Origin of the sequence: Streptomyces sp. CBMA123 (genome assembly GCF_014596465.1) — a bacterium.
GTDB lineage: Bacteria > Actinomycetota > Actinomycetes > Streptomycetales > Streptomycetaceae > Kitasatospora.
This window is the reverse complement of the sequence record NZ_MECK01000627.1, coordinates 1-19,041: the sequence shown is the minus strand read 5'-3', so window position 1 is coordinate 19,041 and position 19,041 is coordinate 1. Positions and strand designations below refer to the sequence as shown.

Genomic DNA, 19,041 nt, shown 5'->3' with positions numbered 1-19,041 from the left:
AAGACGACCTGCACCCACCTCTCCCCCAACCCCTACGCGGGCCCCGAGGCAATGACGCCTGCCCGCGCACCCCCAGGAGGACCTCGAAGTGCACGCCATCACCTCCCGCAGAGGCCGCCGCACGATAGCCGCCGTCGCCGGCAGCGCCGTCCTGGCCCTGCTCGCCTCCGCCTGCACCGGTTCCAGCGAGTCGGGCGGCACCGACGACTCCGCCAGCGGCAAGGACGTCACCATCACCTTCTGGCACGGCTGGAGCCAGGACAACGAGGTGAAGGCGATCAACGACACCATCGCCGCCTTCGAGAAGGCCCACCCCAACATCCACGTCAAGCCGGTCGGCAACGTCGCGGACGACAAGGTCAACCAGGCCCTGCGGGCCGGCGGTGACGACGCGCCGGACGTGGTGTCCTCCTTCACCACCAACAACGTCGGCATGTTCTGCTCGACCAAGGCGTTCATCGACCTCAAGCCCCAGCTGCAGAAGAGCGGCATCGACGCGGCCAAGACCTTCCCGGCCGCGATGCTCAACTACACCCAGTTCCAGGGCAACCAGTGTTCGCTGCCGCTGCTCGGCGACGCGTACGGGCTGTACTACAACAAGAAGGCCTTCGCCGCCGCCGGCATCACCGCCCCGCCGAAGACCTTCAGTGAGTTCGCCGCGGACGCCAAGGCGCTCACCATCGCCGACGGCGACTCCTACAAGCAGCTCGGCTTCATGCCGCTGTACCACGGCTACGAGTCCACCACCGAGCACTTCCTCGGCCAGTACGGCGCCGGCTACTTCGGCGCCGACGGCAAGTCGAACCTCGCCACCGACCCCAAGGTCGGCGCGATGCTCGACTGGCAGAAGGGCATGGTGGACCAGCTCGGCGGCTACGCGAAGCTGGACAAGTACCGCGCCACCTTCGGCGAGGAGTTCAGCGCCAAGAACCCCTTCCACACCGGCCAGGTCGCGATGGCCATCGACGGTGAGTGGCGCACCGCCTCGCTCGCCGAGAACAAGCCGGACTTCGACTGGGCCACCGCGCCGTTCCCGGTGCCGGACGACCAGGCCGCCACCTACGGCCGCGGCTACCAGACCGGCACCATCGTCGGCATCGCCAGCACCAGCAAGAAGCAGGCCGCGGCCTGGGAGTTCGTCAAGTACCTGACCACCGACACCGACGCGGTGGTGAACTTCGCCAACGCGATCCACAACGTGCCCAGCACCTTCGACGCGCTCAACTCGCCGAAGCTGGTGAGCGACGCGAACTTCAAGACCTTCCTGGACGTCGCCAAGAACCCGAACTCGGGCACCACCCCGGCCAGCGTCAACGGCGGCGGGTACATCGTCTCGCTGCAGAACCTCGGCTACGACTACGAGTCCGGAAAGCAGACCGACCTCAAGGCCGGCCTGGCCGCCACCGCCAAGCAGATCGACACCGACATCGCCCAGGCGAAGTAGCGGGAACGGTCCACGGAGCTCCCCATGTCACTCGCGTTCGGCACCCGCAAGGGCGCCGGGACGACCGACCCGGCGGCGCCCTCCACGCAGCACCTGCTGCGCCGGAAGCGCCGCCGGGAGGCGGCCCGCACCCTCGCCTTCCTCTCCCCCTGGCTGATCGGGTTCAGCGTCTTCTTCGTCTACCCGCTCGTCTCCACCGCCTACTTCTCCTTCACCCAGTACAACGGCTTCGGCGCGCCGACCTTCAACGGCCTCAAGAACTGGGACTACGTCCTCAACCAGCTGCCGACCTTCTGGCAGGGCCTGCGCAACACCCTGTGGCTGGTGCTGATCATGGTGACCCTGCGAGTCGCCTTCGGCCTCGGCATCGGGCTGCTCATCACCAAGGTCAAGACCGGGGCGGGCTTCTTCCGCACCGTCTTCTACCTGCCGTACCTGGCCCCGCCGGTGGCCGCCACCGTCGCCTTCGCCTTCCTGCTCAACCCCGGCACCGGGCCGCTCAACCACCTGCTCGGCGAGCTGGGGCTGCCCCAGCCGGGCTGGTTCGCCGACCCGAACTGGTCCAAGCCCGCGCTCACCCTGCTCGCCATGTGGGGCATCGGCGACCTGATGGTCATCTTCATGGCCTCGCTGCTGGACGTCCCCAAGGAGCAGTACGAGGCGGCCGAGCTGGACGGCGCCGGCCCGTTCCAGCGGTTCCGGTACGTCACGCTGCCGAACATCTCCCCGATCATCATGTTCGCGGTGGTCACCGGGGTCATCCAGACCATGCAGTACTACACCCAGGCGATCGTGGCCGGGAAGGTCGCCAGCGGCATCGCCGGCAACTCCGGCCAGCAGTTCGAGCCCGGCTACCCGCAGGGCTCCACCTGGACCCTGCCGCAGATGGTCTACAACCTCGGCTTCCAGCGCTTCAACTACGGCGCGGCCTGCGTCGTCGCCCTGGTGCTGTTCGCCCTCTCGATGGCCGTCACCTCGGTCCTGCTCCGCCGCAAGTCCGGCTTCATGGCGAGCGACGACTAGCGACGGATGAGGACTCCGACATGACTCTCAGCTCCACACCCACGCCCACCATCAGGCCCGGTAAGGCCCCGGCCCCCACCTCCAGGGGCACCGCCGCCGCCCGGACCGCCCGGCGCCGCGCGCTGCTCGACTGGGTGGCCGTGCACTCGCTGGCCATCGCCGCCGCGCTGTTCTTCCTGCTGCCCTTCGTCTTCGTCTTCCTCACCTCGGTGATGAACGACCAGCAGGCGCTCACCACCGACTACTGGCCCACCTCCTGGAACTGGGGCAACTACGCCGAGGTCTGGGACACCCCCGGCTTCCTCACCTGGTGGCGCAACACCCTGGTGTACGCCGGCGCCGGCACCCTGCTGACCGTCGTCTCCAGCCTGCCGGTCGCCTACGCGCTCGCCAAGTTCCGCTTCCGCGGCCGCAACCTGGCGCTGATGGCGGTGATCGCGATGATGATGCTGCCGCCGCAGGTCACCGTCATCCCGATGTACCTGTTCTGGGCGAAGCAGATGGGCCTCGGCGGCTCGCTCTGGCCGCTGATCATCCCGATGGCCTTCGGCGACGCGTTCTCGATCTTCCTGCTGCGCCAGTTCCTGATGACCATCCCCAAGGAGTACCTCGAGGCCGCCCGGATCGACGGCTGCGGCGACCTGCGCACCCTGCTGCGGGTCGTGCTGCCGATGGCCAAACCGGCCATCGCCGCCGTCGCCCTGTTCCAGTTCTTCTACTGCTGGAACGACTACTTCGGCCCGCAGATCTACGCCAGCAACAACCACGAGGCCTGGACGCTCAGTTACGGCCTGGAGTCGTTCAAGGCCGCCCACCACACCAACTGGAACCTCACCATGGCCGCCACCCTGCTGGTGATGGCGCCGGTGATCATCCTCTTCTTCTTCGCACAGAAGGCCTTCATCGAAGGCGTGACACTGACAGGGGTCAAGGGCTGATGTCCACTGTTCCCAGCCTCAAGCTGGCCATCGTCGGCGGTGGTTCGACCTACACCCCCGAACTCATCGACGGCTTCGCCCGGCTGCGCGACAGCCTGCCGATCGGCGAACTGGTACTGATCGACCCGGCCGCCGAGCGGCTGGAGCTGATCGGCGGCCTCGCCCGGCGGATCTTCGCCAAGCAGGGGCACCCGGCGGCGGTCACCGTCACCACCGACCTGGTGGCGGGTGTCGCCGACGCCGACGCCGTGCTGCTCCAGCTGCGGGTCGGCGGCCAGGCCGCACGCAACCGGGACGAGACCTGGCCGCTGGAGTGCGGCTGCGTCGGCCAGGAGACCACCGGCGCGGGCGGGCTCGCCAAGGCGCTGCGCACCGTCCCGGTGGTGCTGGACATCGCCGAGCAGGTCCGGCGGACCAACCCGGACGCCTGGATCGTCGACTTCACCAACCCGGTCGGCATCGTCACCCGGGCCCTGCAGAGCGCCGGGCACAAGGCCGTCGGGCTGTGCAACGTCGCCATCGGCTTCCAGCGCAAGTTCGCCGCCCACCTGGGAGTGGCCCCGGAGCTGGTCCGGCTGGACCACGTCGGGCTCAACCACCTCACCTGGGAGCGCGGGGTGACCCTGCTGGACGCCCCCGGCGCCGCCACCGGGCGGGAGGTGCTCCCGGAGCTGCTCGCTTCGCACGGCAAGGAGATCGCCGAGGACCTCCACCTGCCGCAGGCCTTCGTGCGGCGGCTCGGCGTGGTGCCCTCCTACTACCTGCGGTACTTCTACCAGCACGACGCGGTCGTCGAGGAGCTCAAGGCGCAGGGCTCCCGGGCCGCGCAGGTCGCCGAGATCGAGCGGCAGCTGCTGGAGCTGTACGCCGACCCGGCCCTGGACACCAAGCCCGAACTGCTCGGCCGGCGCGGCGGGGCCTTCTACTCGGAGGCCGCCGTCCAGCTGATCGCCTCCCTGCTCGGGACCGACGGCGGGACGACCGTCCAGGTGGTCAACACCCGCAACGACGGGGTGCTGCCGTTCCTGCCGGACGACGCCGTCGTCGAGGTCCCGGCCGAGGTCGACGCCCGGGGCGTACGGCCGCTGCCGCAGCGGCCGGTCGAGCCGCTGTACGCCGGGCTCATCGCCGCCGTCACCTCGTACGAGCACCTCGCCCTCGACGCCGCCCTGCGCGGCGGACGCGACCGGGTCTTCGACGCCCTGCTCGCCCACCCGCTGGTCGGCCAGATCGAACTCGCCGACCGGCTCACGGACCGGCTGCTCGCCCACAACCGCGAGCACCTCGCCTGGGCCTGACCGCCCTTGCCGGGCCCTCCGGGAGGGCCCGGCCGTGAGGAGACGGACCACCCCCGGCCGGGGTTTGCGGCCGGGCCACGTACGAGCCGCGGGGACCTGATGACCCACCAGCCCGAACCACTCCTGCCCGGCGTCCTCGCCATCGACGCGGGCAACTCCAAGACCGACGTCGCCCTGATCGGCGCCGACGGCACCGTCCGCGGCACCGCCCGCGGCGGCGGCTTCGCCCCCCAGAAGATCGGCGGCGCCGCGGCCGTGGCCGGCCTCGCCCCGCTGGTCGAGGAAGCCGCGGCGGCGGCCGGCCTCCCCGCCTTCCGCGGCGTGCTCACCAGCCACGTCAGCGCCTGCCTGGCCAACGCCGACCTGCCGGTCGAGGAGGAGGCGCTGCGCACCGCCCTCGAATCGCACCCGTGGGGCCTCAGCAACACCGTCGTCAACGACACCTTCGGCCTGCTGCGGGCCGGCACCGACGGCCCGCGCGGGGTCGCGGTGGTCTGCGGCGCCGGGATCAACTGCGTCGGACTGCTGCCGGACGGGCGCACCGCCCGCTTCCCCGCCCTCGGCGAACTCACCGGCGACTGGGGCGGCGGCTCCGGACTCGCCATCAACAGCATGTGGCACGCGGTGCGCGCGGAGGACGGGCGGGGCGGGCCGACCGGTCTGGCCCGCGCCATCGCCGAACACTTCGGCCTGCCCAGCGCCGGCGCCGTCGCCGAGGCCGTCCACCTCGGGCACCTGCCGGGCACCCGGCTGCACGAGATCGTCCGGGTGCTGTTCGCGGTCGCGGCCGAGGGGGACGCCGTCGCCCTGGAGCTGATCGACCGGCAGGCCGACGAGATCGTCCGGCTGGCCGCGGTCGCCCTCGGCCGGCTGGACCTGCTGGACGCCCCGACCCCGGTGGTGCTCGGCGGTGGGGTGCTCGCCTCTCGGCAGCCGCTGCTGCTCGACAACGTGACGGCCCGGCTGGCGCGGGCCGCGCCGCTGGCCGAGCCCCGGGTGGTCGTCGCGCCGCCGGTGCTGGGCGCGGCCCTGCTCGGGCTCGACCACCTGGGCGCGGGCGGGACGGCGCAGGCCCGGGTGCGCGAGACGTACGAGGCGCAGCGGCCGGTCGCGGTCTGACGCCCGCCCCCTTGGGGACCTCCCGTCCCTCGGAGACCTCCCGCCCCCGCCGGATCCGCACATCCGGCGGGGGCGGGAACATTCGTGCGAGGGTGGGAGCCGTCCGGCGGGGGCGGCAACCTTCGTACCGGGGCGGGAACCGTCCGGCGCGCGCCGCTCGTGTACCCGGGTGCCGACCACCACCGACGCCCGGGGAGACTTGTGCCATGGCCGTGCCCCGCATCCTCCTCGCCGCCGCCGCCTTGACCGGCACCGCCCTCGTCGGCCTCACCGGCTGCACGCCCGCCGACTCCCGGCCGACGGTCGCGGCCGCCTCCTCGGCCGCGGCCCTCGCCGATGAGGGCGTGGACGACCCGCTGCTCGACGACGATGACCTCGCCGACGACGGGACCTACCCCACCGCCGGCACCATCGCCGCTCCCGACGCCCCCGCCGCGCCCGACGCCACCGACCCGGTGTGCGCCGCCCCGGAGCCGGCCCCCGGCCACCAGGTGCTGATCGTGGTCGCCGCCGGCCCCGCCGAACTCACCGCCCAGCCCGCCCGCTACGCCTGCACCCCGCCGCACTACGAGGCCACCGGCTCCCCCGTCCACTACGCCTTCGCCGCCGCCGGCGTCGCCGCCACCCTGGTCGACCGCCCGCGCCAGGAGCCCGCGAAGCCCGTCCAGCTCGACGAACTGGTCACCCACCTCAACGACTGCCTGGCCGAACGCGACCCGGCCGACCCGTACGGCTGCGACGGCAACGCCTACGACGTGGTGCTGGACTCCCACGGGCGGATCATGCGGATCTCCGAGGTCGAGGGCCCGGAGGCGTGAGCCGGCGCCGGGTCAGCACACCGTAGGGCACCGACCGGGGCGGCGGAAGGGGGCCGGGGTGGGTGATCGGTGCAGGTCGTGGGGAGGGCAATACGGTGTAGACAGGCCCTTCAACTGTTGAGATTCCGCGTCGCTACGCGCATCAACGGGCTGTCTGCTGGGGGTTTTTGAATTTCCATACGTTTTCCCGGGCCGCTCTTGGGGCTGGTCTTACTCTCGGCGTCGTTGACCCGGTTTCGGCGGCGGTGCTTTGCTTCCGGCCGTCGGCAGTGAACCGGTCCCCCATCCCCGCTTCACTGACTGTTCATGACGAACGGTCGGTGGCACCCGGTTCGCCGTCGTCGCTCCTCCCTAGTTGTCCCCCCACGGTGTCGCCGCGCCCTACCGGTGTGCGGTCGGCATGAGAGAGGAACCCTCACGATGGGCATGTCCCCCACCTCCCGCCGGGCACGAGTCCGGGCCCTGACCGGGCTCAGCGCGCTGGCGCTGGCCGCCGCCGGATTCGCCGCCGCTCCGGCCGCCCAGGCCGACCAGCCGGGCAGCGAGTTCGCCGGGAACAGCCACCCGTACCGGCACGGTGCCGTCCCCACCAAGGAGGGCGCCGAGCACGCCAACGCCGCCTCCGCGGCCGCGACCCGTACGTCGAACCTGAAGTTCGGCGGCGGTGTCAACGGCGTCGGTGTCACCACCGGCGCGCCGCGGGTCTACCTGATCTTCTGGGGCTCCCAGTGGGGCAGCCAGGGCACCGACGCCAACGGCTACACCACCCTGAGCGGTGACCCGTCGGGCGAGGCCGTCCGGGCGCAGCAGCTCTTCAAGGGCCTCGGCACCAACAACGAGACCTGGTCCGGCGTCATGACCCAGTACTGCGAGGGCGTCGCCAAGGGCTCCACCACCTGCGCGTCCACCGCCGCGCACGTCGGCTACCCGACCGGCGGCGCGCTGGCCGGCGTCTGGGTGGACCCCTCGGCCGCCGCCCCGGGCCAGGCCACCGGCAACCAGATCGCCAACGAGGCCATCAAGGGCGCCGGGCACTTCGGCAACACCACCGCGGCGTCCAACCGCAACGTGCAGTACGTGGTGCTCTCGCCGACCGGCACCCACCCGGACGGCTTCAACACCTCGACCGGCAACTTCTGCGCCTGGCACGACTGGAACGGCGACACCACGCTGACCGGCGGCGCGGCCACCTCGCCGTACGGCGACCTGGCGTTCACCAACGACCCGTACGTGACCGACATGGGCTCCTCCTGCGGCCAGAACTACGTCAACACCGGCAACGCGGGCCTGCTCGACGGCGTGACCATGGTGTTCGGCCACGAGTACTCGGAGACCGTCACCGACCAGTTCCCGGCCGGCGGCTGGACCGACTCCTCCGGCGCCGAGAACGCCGACAAGTGCGCCTGGAAGGGCGTCGGCGGCACCGGCGGCTCGCAGAACGTGGCCTTCGCGACCGGCTCGTTCGCCATGCAGGGCACCTGGTCGAACGCGGTCAGCGGGTGCCAGATCTCGCACGCGATCGTCCACTGAGCACCGTCGCGTGAGCACCGGTTCCCGGGCAGCGTGGGGCAGCTCGGGAACGGATGACCCGGCGGATCCGAAGGGCCTGAGGGGTCTCGTGCCCTGACGATCCGATGCGGGGGAAGGCGCCGGGGTGGGCTGTGTGCCCACCCCGGCGCTTCGCGCTGTCCGGAGCCGTCTACGAGGGTGCGACCAGGCCGAACTCGTAGGCGTGGATGACCAGGTGGACCCGGTCGCGGGCGCCCAGCTTGGTGAACAGCCGGGCGACGTGCGCCTTGGCGGTGGCCACGCTGATGGTGAGTTCCTCGGCGATCTCGGTGTTGGACAGGCCACGGCCGACCAGGGTGAGCACCTCGCGCTCGCGCTCGGTGACGCCCTCGGCGGACGTCCGGGGCCGGCCGGCCGTCTCCGGGCGGGCGGCGAACTCGCCGATCAGGCGGCGGGTGATGGCGGGGGCGAGCAGGGCGTCCCCGGCGGCGACCACCCGCACGCCGTCCAGGATGGTCTCCAGGGCGAGGTCCTTGACCAGGAAGCCGCTCGCCCCGGCGCGCAGCGCGCCGTACACGTAGTCGTCGTCGTCGAAGGTGGTGAGGACGAGGACCTGGGTGGGCAGTTCCGGGTCGGCGAGGATCCGGCGGGTGGCCTCGATGCCGTCCATGCCGGGCATCCGGATGTCCATCACGGCGACGTCCGGGCGCAGCCGGGTGACCAGTTCGACGGCCTCGGCGCCGTTGCCGGCCTCGCCGACCACCTCCAGGTCGGGGGCGTCGGCGATGAGCACCCGCAGGCCGGTGCGGATGAGCGGCTGGTCATCGACCAGGACGACGCGGATCACGGTCCCACCTCCAGGGCGGCTGTTTCGGATGCGGCGGGTGCCGCGGGTACGGCGGGTGCCGCGGGTACGGCGGGTGCCGCGGGTACGGCGGGTGCCGCGGGGGCGGCCGGGATCGGCAGCAGGGCGGCGACCCGGAAGCCGCCCTCGTGGCGCGGGCCGGCGCTGAACTCACCGTGCAGCAGGGCGACCCGCTCGCGCATGCCGGCCAGCCCGTAGCCGGTGCCGGGGGTGTGGGCGGCCGTGCCCGCGCCCAGGTCGACGACGGTGACGGCGAGCCGTTCCGCGCCGTACTCGACGGTGACGTGGCAGTCCCGGGTGCCGGAGTGCTTGACCACGTTGGTGACCGCCTCCTGGACGATCCGGTAGGCGGCGAGGTCCACCTCGGCCGGCACCGGACGGGCCGCGCCGCGCCGGGTGAGCGCGACCCGCACCCCGGCACCCGCCGTCCGCTCCACCAGCCGGTCCAACTCGTCGAGTCCGGGGGCGACTTCGAGCGGCGCGGCCTCCCCCTCGCCCTGCCGCAGCGCGCCGAGCATCCGGCGCAGCCCGGCCAGGGTCTCCCGGCTGGTGGCCTCGATGGCGTCCAGCGCGTTGCGGGTCTCGGCGGGCTGGGTGTCCATGACCCGGCTGCCCATGCCCGCCTGGATCGCGATGATGCCGATGTTGTGGGCCACCATGTCGTGCAACTCGCGGGCGATGCGCAGCCGTTCGGCGGTGACGGCCTGCTCGGCGGCGCGGCCGCGCAGGGCCTCGGCGTGGGTGCGGCTCTGGTGGACGGTGTTGCCGATCAGCCAGGCGATCAGGACGGTCGCGGCGAGGCCCAGGTAGGCGTACGGGTTCACGGGTTGGCCGTTGACGGTTCCCCAGAGGAACAGCCCGGCGAGCACGGCCAGGGGCATCCCCGCCGCGAGCGTCGACACCAGGCGGGAGCGGGTGGCCGCGCAGTATGCGACCACCCCTTCGGCGATCAGGAACTGCACCGGCGCCGTCGCCGGTTGCGTCCACATCCCGAGCGCGAAGACGCCGCCCGCCAGGCCCGCCGCGACGGCCGCCAGCGGCAGCCGGACCAACAGGAAGGCCACCAGGGTGGTGACCACGGCCGTGACCACCAGGGGCATGTCCTCGGTGTTGCCCTGGTACTCGAGGAGGTGCCGGAGTTCGTCGACCCGGGTGAAGAACCGGAACAGCACGATGGCCGTCCAGAACGCCGCCACCCACACGCCCGCGGGCAGGCGCCGGAGCAGCGGCGGGCGGGGTTCGGTGATCATGACGCGATGGTAGCGGCGGGCGGGGCGGCGGCGCATTGGCCCGGGGGAGTAGTCCTGGGGGCGGGGGCGGTGACCTGCGATTGTGTCCCGCCGCCCGATGCCCGACCGCGGCCCCCACCGGCAGTGTTGTCCCCGTGATCGAGATCGAGCGACTGACCAAGCGGTACGGCGCCACCACGGCCGTCGACCAGTTGAGCTTCACCGTCAAGCCGGGCACCGTCACCGGCTTCCTGGGCCCCAACGGCGCGGGCAAGTCCACCACGCTGCGGATGATCCTGGGCCTCAACACCCCCACCGAGGGCACCGTCGCCGTCGACGGCGTGCCCTTCGCCGGCAGGCCGCGCGGCCTGCGGCACGTCGGCGCGCTGCTGGACGCGAGCGACGTGCACGGCGGGCGCAGCGCCCGGGCCCATCTGTCGGCGCTGGCCCGCAGCAACCGGATCCCGCTCGGGCGGGTGGACGAGGTGCTCGCCGAGGTCGGCCTCGGCAAGGCCGCCGGGCGCCGGATCGGCGGCTACTCGCTGGGCATGAAGCAGCGCCTGGGCATCGCCGGCGCGCTGCTCGGCGACCCGCCCGTGCTGCTCTTCGACGAGCCGCTGAACGGGCTGGACCCGGAGGGCGTGCTCTGGGTGCGCGGACTGTTCCGCCGGCTCGCGGACGAGGGCCGCACGGTCTTCGTCTCCAGCCACATGATGGCCGAGATGGAGCACACCGCCGACCGGCTGATCGTCATCGGCCGCGGCCGGCTGATCGCCGACGAGAGCCTCACCGAGTTCTCGGCCCGACACGCGGAGTCGAGCGTGGCCGTCCGGGCGCCGGAACTCCCGCTGCTGGCCGATGCCTTGCGCGCCGAGGGAGCAGAAGTCGCTCTGGTGGAGCCGCAGTTCGGCATCGTCACCGGGATGCCCGCCGAGCGGATCGGTGAACTCGCGCTGCGGGAAGGCCTGGTGCTGCACGAGCTCGCCACCCGGACGTCGTCCCTGGAGTCCGCGTTCATGTCCCTGACCGCCGACAGCGTCGAGTACCTGGCTGGAGAGACCCGATGAGCACCATGACCCTGATCCGCGCCGAGGCCGCCCGCACCACCGAACCGGCACCCCGGTTCACCGACCTGCTCGCCGCCGAGTGGATCAAACTGCGCTCGCTGCGCTCGACGTACTGGGTGCTGGCGCTCGCCTCGCTGGTCGCGATCGTGATCAACATCAACGCCGTGCACAGCGACCTGACGTACATCGACCACCCGCCGGCACGGATGCCCGGCTTCCCGCCGTACCGCTACGACCCGCTGTACCACGGCCTCAGCGACATCGCGTGCTACCTGATGGCGATCGCGGCCGGCAGCCTCGGGGCGATCACCGTGTTCGGCGAGTACACCACCGGCATGATCCGCACCACCTTCGCCGCCGTGCCCGACCGGCGCGGGGTGATCGCCGCCAAGGTGCTGCTGATCGGCGGGATCACCGCGCTGGCGGGAGCCGTGGTGTCGGCGGTGTCCTTCTTCACCACCAACGCCATGCTGGCCTCCCGGCACGTCGGGCTCTCCATCACCGAAGGCGTCAGCCTGCGGGCCGTGCTCGCCTACGCGGCGATCGTGCCGGTCTGCGCGCTGATCGGGATGGCGCTGGGCGCGGTGCTGCGGCACGCCACCGCCTCGATCGTGTCGCTGGTGCTGCTGTTCTTCATCATGCCGCTGATGTTCGGCGGGGACCGCTACCGGTGGTTGCACGAGATCGGCAGCCACCTGCCGCTGTCCACCGTCAACCGGCTCACCTACAACCCCGACTCCTTGAGCACGATCAGCAAGTGGGCGCCGAGCGTGCTGGACTCCTGGATCACGATGGGGGTCTGGGCGGTCGTCTCGGTGGCGGTGACGATGGTGGTGGTGCGGCGGCGGGACGTGTGAAGTCCCGCACGATCACCGGATGTCGAGGCGCCGCGCCGTCCCGGCGCGGCGATCGCCTCGCGCAGCCCGCGCGGCGTGCGACCAGGCATCGGCGGCGGGGGCCGCCGGATGGGCACGGCGCTCATGCTGTAACTCCCTCTTGTTCGGCCGTGCGAACCCCCGCCAGACGGAATGCCGAATACATCGGCATGAACCCTGGCGTCGGAAACGACGACGGCGCAGGTCGCTCAGGCCGTGGTGACCGCCGCCTTGGCGCGGAAGGCGCCCAGGGTGGCGGCCGGGACGCCGCAGGCGGGCAGGAAGGCCTCGGCGCCGCCGTGGCGGGCGCGGACCTGGCCGAGGAAGACGGTCATCGCCTCGGCGGGGGCCTCCAGCAGCGGGGCGGGGATGGTGAGCCGGCGGCCCTCGGGGCCGGTGACGCGGGTGGCGCCCTGGCCGTTGAGGGCGCTGCGGTGGCGCTCGGCGAGGTTGGCGAAGATCTGCGGGAGGGCGTCGGCGGTGCGGGCGTAGTCGGCGACGATCCGCTCGACGGGAACGCCGAGGAGGTCGAGGAGCAGCGCGGTGAGCAGGCCGGTGCGGTCCTTGCCGGCGGCGCAGTGCAGCAGGACGGCGCCGGGGCGGGTGGCGGCCTCGACGGCGGCGGCGACGGCCTCGGGGGCGGATTCGGCGAGCAGCAGGTAGAACGCGCCGAGGTCGGCGGCGGTGGTCATGGTCGCCATGTGGGCGGTGAGGACGTCGGTGGCGGGGTTCACCGGGGCGGCGACGACGGTTATCCCGGCGGCCTCGGCGGCGGCCCAGTCCTCGGGGCGGGTCTCGCGGGGGTCCCGCAGGTCGACGACGGTGCGGATGTCGCAGGAGCGCAGCTGGGCGACGACGGCCTCGTCGGCGGCCGGGAAGGGCTGGGCGGAGCGGTACAGCACACCGGGGCGGATCCGCAGGCCCTCGGGGTCGCTGAGGGCGGCGGGGTCGCGGAAGTTGACCAGGGACATGCGGGTGGCCTTTCGGGTGGAGCCGCGCCGGGGCGGAGCAAGGACGTCCAGCAGGACATCTAGATGTCTAACGCCTCAGTGGGGTGCCGGGCAAGCCACGGCCCCCGGGCACCCCTTCCATCCTCCGTCCTCGCCCCGCCACGGCGACCCGAAGCGGTGGATCGGGGGGCGGACCAGGGCGGCGGACCGGGGGCCGCGCCCGGGGCACCCGGCCGTGAGGGCCCCGATCCGGCCGTACGGATCCTGATAAGGTTCACCGCCGAAAATCCAGGCCACACGGGGGTTGGCAGCGCGCGGTGAACGAGACCAACGAGTACGACGACATACCCGCCGAGCTGGCCGAGGCCTACCTCCTCCTGCTCGCCGACGTCTCCCGCACCGGGCGCCTGCTGCGCCGGGAGGAGCTGGAGGGCCTGCGCAGGCTGGGCGAGCACTGCGCCGAGGCCGGCTACGGGCTGCGCGAGGTGGTCTCGCACTGCCTGGCGGCGGCCCGGCGGGCCTGGCAGACGCTGCCCGGGACGACCGCCGCCGGCAGCGTCGGCGAACTGCGCCGGATGGGCGACGCGGTGCTGGCCGCCACCGATGCCGCGCTGGCCGCACTGGGCGAGGGCCACGAGCGGGCGCAGCGCCTGGCTGTCCGTCAGGAGGAGGCCGCCAGGCGGGAGTTCATCGACGACCTGCTGCACGGCCGCACCGACCTCGGGCTGCTGGCCGAGCGGGCGGAGCGGTTCGGGCTGCGGCTGGCGGGCGCGTACACGGTGGCGGTGGCGGTCGGCGACGAGCCGTTCGCGGACGTCCATCCGCTGGTGCACCGGGTGGAGCGGGAGCTGACCGGCCGGTTCGGCGAGCGGGACGTCCTGCTGGCCAGCAAGGACGGCCGGCTGGTGTGCATCGCCCCGGACTCCGAGCGGGCCGTACTGGAGGCCTTCGCGGACCTCACGCTGCGCCCCGGCCCCGGCTACCGCCCGGTGCTGCGGGTGGCGACCGGGCGCCGGCACTCGGGCGCCAGCGGGGTGCTGCGCAGCTACGACGAGGCGCTGGACGCCCTGGACTACTCCCAGCGGCTCGGCCTGCCGGCCCGCCTGCTGAAGGCCGAGGAGCTGCTGGTCTTCCCGGTGCTGATGCGCGACCGGGCGGCGATGGCCGACCTGGTGCGCAGCGTGCTCGGCCCGCTGAGCGAGGCGCGCGGCGGCGCCCGTCCGCTGCTGGACACCATCGCGGTGCAGGCGGAGGCGGCGTACGTGAACGCGGAGGCGGCGCGCCGGCTGGGGCTGAGCGTGCGCACCCTCGGCTACCGGCTGGAGCGGATCAAGGCACTCACCGGCTACGACCCGGCGGACGCCCTGCAGCGCTTCACCCTTGAGACGGCGGCGATGGGGGCGCGGCTGCTGAACTGGCCGGAGCAGCCGCTGTAGGCGCGTCCTGCGGGGCGCCGGAAGGCCGCCGGGCGGGGTCCGCAAACCCCGGCCGACCCGCCCGGGGCCGTCCTGTTGCCCGGTTGTCGCAATGTCACGGCGGGCGTGCGTACCAGGGTGTCAAAAGGCCGTAAAGATTGCCGGATCCTGGCAATGTGCGGACGCCTCCCCCGCTGCCATGATCTCCCCGGCGCCGATGTGCGGCGTCGTGGGAGAGGCGGGGGGCATGGCCGGGACGGGGGACTTCTTCGCGGCCGCGCTGGCCTTTCCGACGGCGCTGTTCAGTTTCGCGCTGGTGGTGGTCGTCGGGTACTGGCTGCTGATGCTGGTCGGCGGCCTGGGGTTCGACGCCGTGCACGGGGGGCATGGCGTCGGGCACCACCTGGGTGCCGGGCACGCCGGCCCGGTGGGTCACGTCGGACACGGTGCCGGGGGGCACGGTGTCGGGGGGAGCGTGGCCCACGGGGCGTCCGGCGGGCACGGTGCCGGGGGGAGCACCCACGGCGCGGCCGATGCCCACGGGGGGCAGGGCGCCGGCCACCACGGGGGCGTGCTGGACGCGCTCGGGCTGGGCGGGGTTCCCGCGACGGTGGCGCTGTCGCTGCTGGTCGCGCTCGCCTGGTTCGTCAGCCTGGCCGGCACCGTCCTGACCTCGGGGGCACCGGCGCGCGGCGGCGTGTTCGCCGTCGCGCTGGTCGCCTCCTGGGCGGGCACCCGGGTGCTCGTCCGGCCGCTGCGGCGGCTGTTCCCGCAGGACCGGCCGATCACCCGGGGGGACTTCGTCGGCCGGGTCTGCGTGATCCGCACCGGCCGGGTGACGGCCGGCTTCGGGCAGGCCGAGGTGACCGCCGAGGACGGCTCCACCGCGACCGTGCAGGTCCGCACCCCGGACCCGGAGCCGGGGCTGACGGCCGGGCGCACCGCGCTGATCTACGACTACGACCCGGACGGCGAGCACTTCCTGGTCGCGCCGTTCGACCCACCCCCGCCGGGCCTCTGACGTCACGTCAGTTCTTTTGCCACGCAAACCACTTCGCACCACCGTCTCGTCAAAGGACTCCGTGATGGACACCATCGCCGTGGGTTTCGGCGTACTCATCGCCGTCGTGCTGCTCATCCTGTTCGCCGCGCTGCTCCTGGTGGGCCGCCTGTTCCAGAAGGTCGAGCAGGGCAAGGCGCTGATCGTCTCCCGGACCAGGAGCGTGGACGTCACCTTCACCGGGGCGATCGTCCTGCCGATCCTGCACAAGGCCGAGCTGATGGACATCACCGCGAAGACGGTGGAGATCCACCGGGCCGGCCGGGACGGCCTGATCTGCCGGGACAACATCCGGGCGGACATCCGGATCTCCTTCTTCGTCCGGGTGAACAAGACCGTCGAGGACGTCGTCAAGGTGGCGCAGTCGATCGGCACCGTCCGGGCCTCCGACCCGCAGGCGATCCAGGACTTCTTCGCGGCGAAGTTCGCCGAGGCGCTCAAGACCGTCGGCAAGCAGCTGGACTTCACCGACCTGTACACCCACCGGCACGAGTTCCGGGACCAGATCATCGCGGTCATCGGCACCGACCTCAACGGCTACACCCTCGAGGACGCGGCCATCGACCACCTCGAACAGACCCCGATGAGCCAGCTGGACAGCGACAACATCCTGGACGCCCAGGGCATCCGCAAGATCACCGAGCTGACCGCGATCGAGCACGTGCGCACCAACGAGTACCAGCGCACCGAGGAGAAGGAGATCACCCGGCAGAACGTGGACGCCCGGGAGACCGTCCTGGAGCTCGAACGCCGCCAGGCCGACGCCGAGATCCGCCAGCGCCGCGAGATCGAGACCCTGCGGGCCAAGGAGGATGCGGTGATCGCCCGGGTGCAGGAGGAGGAGCGGCTCAACGCCCAGACCGCCTTCCTGCGCACCGAGGAGGTCCTCGGGGTGCAGCGGGAGAACCAGGCCCGCGAGGTCGCGGTGGCGCAGAAGAACCGCGAGCGGGTGATCGCGGTGGAGAACGAGCGGATCGAGAAGGACCGGCTGCTGGAGGTCGTCGGCCGCGAGCGGGAGACCGAACTCGCCGTGATGGCCAAGCAGAAGGAGGTCGAGTCCCGCCGCCGGGAGGTCGCCGACGTGGTCCGCGAGCGGGTCGCGGTCGAGCGCACCGTCGCCGAGCAGGAGGAGGCCGTCAAGACCCTGCGGGCCGTCGAGGAGGCCGAGCGGGTGCGCAAGGCCGTGGTCATCCAGGCCGAGGCGGAGGCGCAGGAGAAGCTCGTCAAGGACATCAAGGCCGCCGAGGCCGCCGAGCAGGCCGCCTCGCACAAGGCCCGCGAGTCGCTGGTGCTGGCCGAGGCCCGGCAGCAGGCCGCCGAGCTGGACGCGGCCGCCAAGGTCAAGCTGGCCGAGGGCGTCCGGGCGGAGGCCGCCGCCGAGGGGCTGGCCCGGGTACAGGTGCGGGAGCAGGAGGCCGCCGCGGTGGAGAAGGTCGGCCGCGCCGAGGCCGTCGTCCAGACCGAGAAGGCCAGGGCGACCGCGCTGGAGGTCGGCGCCAAGCTGAAGGCGGAGGCCGAGGGCCTGACCGAGAAGGCCGCGGCGATGGCCAAGCTGGACGAGGCCTCGCGCGGGCACGAGGAGTACCGGCTGCGGCTGGCCGCCGAGAAGGACGTCCGGCTCGCCGGGCTGGACGCGCAGCGGCAGATCGCCGAGGCCCAGGCCGCGCTGGTCGCGGCCGGACTGGAGAAGGCGAAGATCGACATCGTCGGCGGGGACTCGGTGTTCTTCGACAGGCTGGTGCAGTCGGTGACGGCCGGCAAGAGCGTGGACGCCTTCGTCGGCCACTCGCAGACCGCCCAGGCGCTGGCCGGCCCCTGGCTGGACGGCCGGTCCGACTTCACCGAGGACCTCACCCGGATGCTGTCCTCGGTGTCCACCGCGGACGTGCAGAACCTGACGGTGTCCGCGCTGCTGCTCAAGCTGATCGGCGGCGGCGGCGAGCAGACCGGGCAGCTCCGGCAACTGCTGGACTCCGCGAAGAAGCTGGGGATCGCCGAGACCCCGATCGGGGCGCTGGCCGGCGCCAACGGCAGCAAGTAGTCACCCGCCGAGCAGCTGAGGAACATGACCGTGGAAGCCCTCGACGACGCCCGGCCCGACACCGGCAGCTACGAGGTCCTGCGCCGCCGGCTCGCCCGATCGGCCGCCGAACTCGCCGACCGAGCACGGGCGTTGAACGACCGCCGGGTCGAGGAGTTCGGCGGCGGGGAACTGCGGCTGACCGGCACCGGGCGGCTCACCACCGCCCGGCCCTGCCTGCCGCAGGACCTCACCGCCGTCGGCGGGCAGCTGCTGCTCGGCACCCGTCCGGCCGAAGTGGTCGACGACGCCGGGGACTTCACCGACGTCCTCGGCCTCTACCGGGCCGACGACCTCTCCCCCGCCGGGGGCCCGCTGCTGGACGACCCGCGGCTGCGCCAGGACCTCACCGACCTGCGCCGCTACTTCCGCGACGCCCGGCTCGAACGGCTGCGCCCGGTCGGCGGCCGACTGCTCGCCGTCTTCCGCACCGGCCCCGCCGCCACCGACGTCCGGGTGCTGCGCTGGCGCCTCGACGACGGCCGGGCCGCCTACCAGGACGGACGCGGCGAACGCGACCACACCCCCGCCGACGGCGGACAGCCCGACTGGACGGCGCTCACCCGCGACGACCAACTGCCCGCCGCCCCCGGCACCGCGCCGCGCGCCGACCTCGCCGGGGAAGTCCACCTCGGCGTGGACGGCGGCCGGCTCACCCTCACCACCCCCGACGGCCGTGAACTGCACCACGAGCCGCTCGCCGAGGCCCTCCAGACCCTCGCCGACGCCCAGATCGCCCACGCCCGGCTCGCCACCCTGCTGCTGGTGCGGGTACGCCCGTACCAGGAGGAGACCGTCCGGCACCTGGTGGTCCACCTGCCCACCGGCCAGGTCACCCGGATCGACGCCCTCGGCCAGGCCTGCCTGCGGCTGCCCGCCGACCAGGGCGTCGCCTTCCCCGGCGGCTGCCACCTCGCCGACGGCACCGTGCGCACCTTCGACCAGCCGGTGGACGGCCTGACGTACGAACGCACCGTCCTCTCCCCCAACGGCGAGGACGTGCTCTACGAGTTCCGTTCCACCACCGACGGGCACGCGCTGCTCCAGCCGTACAACTCCGTCCGCCAGGAGGCCGCCGCCCCGCTCTCCTGCCAGGGCTACGCGCTGCTCGACGACGGCACCCTGATCGCCCTGCGCCCCGCCGAGGACGGCCCCACCCGGCTGCACCCCGTCCAGCTCTGGCAGAGCCCGTTCACCAGCGAGCGCCACGCCGCCGAACAGCCGCCCGGCACCGGCCCGCTGGCCCGGATCGGCAACGCCGACCTGGTCCGCGGCCTGGCCGACTGCCTGGCCCTCGCCCGGCTGGCCGCCGCCGGCGCCGACACCCAAGCCCCCCACCCCCCCGCAGCCG

General features: G+C 72.9%; 16 protein-coding genes. 13 read left to right on the top strand and 3 right to left on the bottom strand.

From position 1 onward, the window contains the following. The first annotated feature begins 88 nt into the window (after positions 1-88). The 7 genes from BG452_RS42385 to BG452_RS42355 all read left to right on the top strand — a co-directional run bounded on the left by BG452_RS42385 (position 89) and on the right by BG452_RS42355 (position 8,170). Positions 89-1,444 carry an ABC transporter substrate-binding protein gene (locus BG452_RS42385; protein ID WP_188309713.1) on the top strand — a complete coding sequence of 452 codons (1,356 nt, stop codon included), beginning with the start codon at positions 89-91 and terminating at the stop codon, positions 1,442-1,444. A 24-nt stretch (positions 1,445-1,468) separates the two neighbouring features. Next, positions 1,469-2,467, top strand: a complete 999-nt coding sequence (locus BG452_RS42380; RefSeq protein WP_188309712.1) for a carbohydrate ABC transporter permease — start codon at positions 1,469-1,471, stop codon at positions 2,465-2,467. Between the two features lie 20 nt (positions 2,468-2,487). Next, positions 2,488-3,405, top strand: a complete 918-nt coding sequence (locus BG452_RS42375; protein WP_188309711.1) for a carbohydrate ABC transporter permease — start codon at positions 2,488-2,490, stop codon at positions 3,403-3,405. Beyond that, positions 3,405-4,703: a 6-phospho-beta-glucosidase gene (locus BG452_RS42370; RefSeq protein ID WP_188309710.1), complete on the top strand. Its 1,299-nt coding sequence runs from the start codon at positions 3,405-3,407 to the stop codon at positions 4,701-4,703. The genes BG452_RS42375 and BG452_RS42370 overlap by 1 nt, the downstream gene beginning before the upstream one ends. Positions 4,704-4,802: 99 nt before the next feature. Then, positions 4,803-5,822, top strand: a complete 1,020-nt coding sequence (locus tag BG452_RS42365) for an N-acetylglucosamine kinase (RefSeq protein ID WP_188309709.1) — start codon at positions 4,803-4,805, stop codon at positions 5,820-5,822. 206 nt (positions 5,823-6,028) lie between these two features. Further along, entirely contained in the window at positions 6,029-6,640 is a 612-nt protein-coding gene (locus tag BG452_RS42360) for a hypothetical protein (RefSeq protein WP_188309708.1), read from the top strand. Between the two features lie 420 nt (positions 6,641-7,060). Further along, a complete protein-coding gene (locus tag BG452_RS42355) occupies positions 7,061-8,170 on the top strand; it encodes a hypothetical protein (protein ID WP_223243552.1) in 1,110 nt (369 codons plus the stop codon). A 169-nt stretch (positions 8,171-8,339) separates the two neighbouring features. Here the strand turns inward: BG452_RS42355 and BG452_RS42350 are convergent, their stop codons facing one another. Both BG452_RS42350 and BG452_RS42345 read right to left on the bottom strand, forming a co-directional pair. Then, complete coding sequence (locus tag BG452_RS42350) at positions 8,340-8,996, bottom strand: response regulator (protein WP_188309707.1); 657 nt, start codon at positions 8,994-8,996, stop codon at positions 8,340-8,342. Then, positions 8,993-10,264 carry a sensor histidine kinase gene (locus BG452_RS42345; RefSeq protein WP_188309706.1) on the bottom strand — a complete coding sequence of 424 codons (1,272 nt, stop codon included), beginning with the start codon at positions 10,262-10,264 and terminating at the stop codon, positions 8,993-8,995. Before BG452_RS42345 ends, BG452_RS42350 begins: the two co-directional genes overlap by 4 nt. Positions 10,265-10,398: 134 nt before the next feature. On the opposite strand from BG452_RS42345, the gene BG452_RS42340 reads away from it, so the two are divergent. Both BG452_RS42340 and BG452_RS42335 read left to right on the top strand, forming a co-directional pair. After that, positions 10,399-11,310, top strand: coding sequence for an ABC transporter ATP-binding protein (locus BG452_RS42340; protein WP_188309705.1), 912 nt, complete (start codon positions 10,399-10,401; stop codon positions 11,308-11,310). Next, the gene (locus tag BG452_RS42335) at positions 11,307-12,167 is read left to right on the top strand and encodes an ABC transporter permease subunit (protein WP_188309704.1); all 861 of its coding nucleotides are present in this window, start codon (positions 11,307-11,309) and stop codon (positions 12,165-12,167) included. Before BG452_RS42340 ends, BG452_RS42335 begins: the two co-directional genes overlap by 4 nt. 227 nt (positions 12,168-12,394) lie before the next feature. On the opposite strand, the gene BG452_RS42330 is transcribed toward BG452_RS42335, so the two are convergent. Further along, entirely contained in the window at positions 12,395-13,156 is a 762-nt protein-coding gene (locus BG452_RS42330; RefSeq protein WP_188309703.1) for a tyrosine-protein phosphatase, read from the bottom strand. A gap of 296 nt (positions 13,157-13,452) precedes the next feature. Between BG452_RS42330 and BG452_RS42325 the strand changes: the two genes are divergently transcribed. The 4 genes from BG452_RS42325 to BG452_RS42310 form a co-directional block, all read left to right on the top strand. Then, positions 13,453-14,571, top strand: coding sequence for a PucR family transcriptional regulator (locus BG452_RS42325; RefSeq protein ID WP_317621502.1), 1,119 nt, complete (start codon positions 13,453-13,455; stop codon positions 14,569-14,571). Positions 14,572-14,797: 226 nt separating this feature from the next. Further along, entirely contained in the window at positions 14,798-15,571 is a 774-nt protein-coding gene (locus BG452_RS42320; RefSeq protein ID WP_223243550.1) for an OB-fold-containig protein, read from the top strand. A gap of 64 nt (positions 15,572-15,635) precedes the next feature. Further along, on the top strand, positions 15,636-17,651 hold the full coding sequence (locus tag BG452_RS42315; protein ID WP_188309702.1) for a flotillin family protein: 2,016 nt from the start codon (positions 15,636-15,638) through the stop codon (positions 17,649-17,651). A 24-nt stretch (positions 17,652-17,675) separates the two neighbouring features. Next, positions 17,676-19,041, top strand: a 1,366-nt coding sequence (locus BG452_RS42310; RefSeq protein WP_188309701.1) for a DNA repair ATPase, incomplete at its 3' end; no start/stop codon positions are given.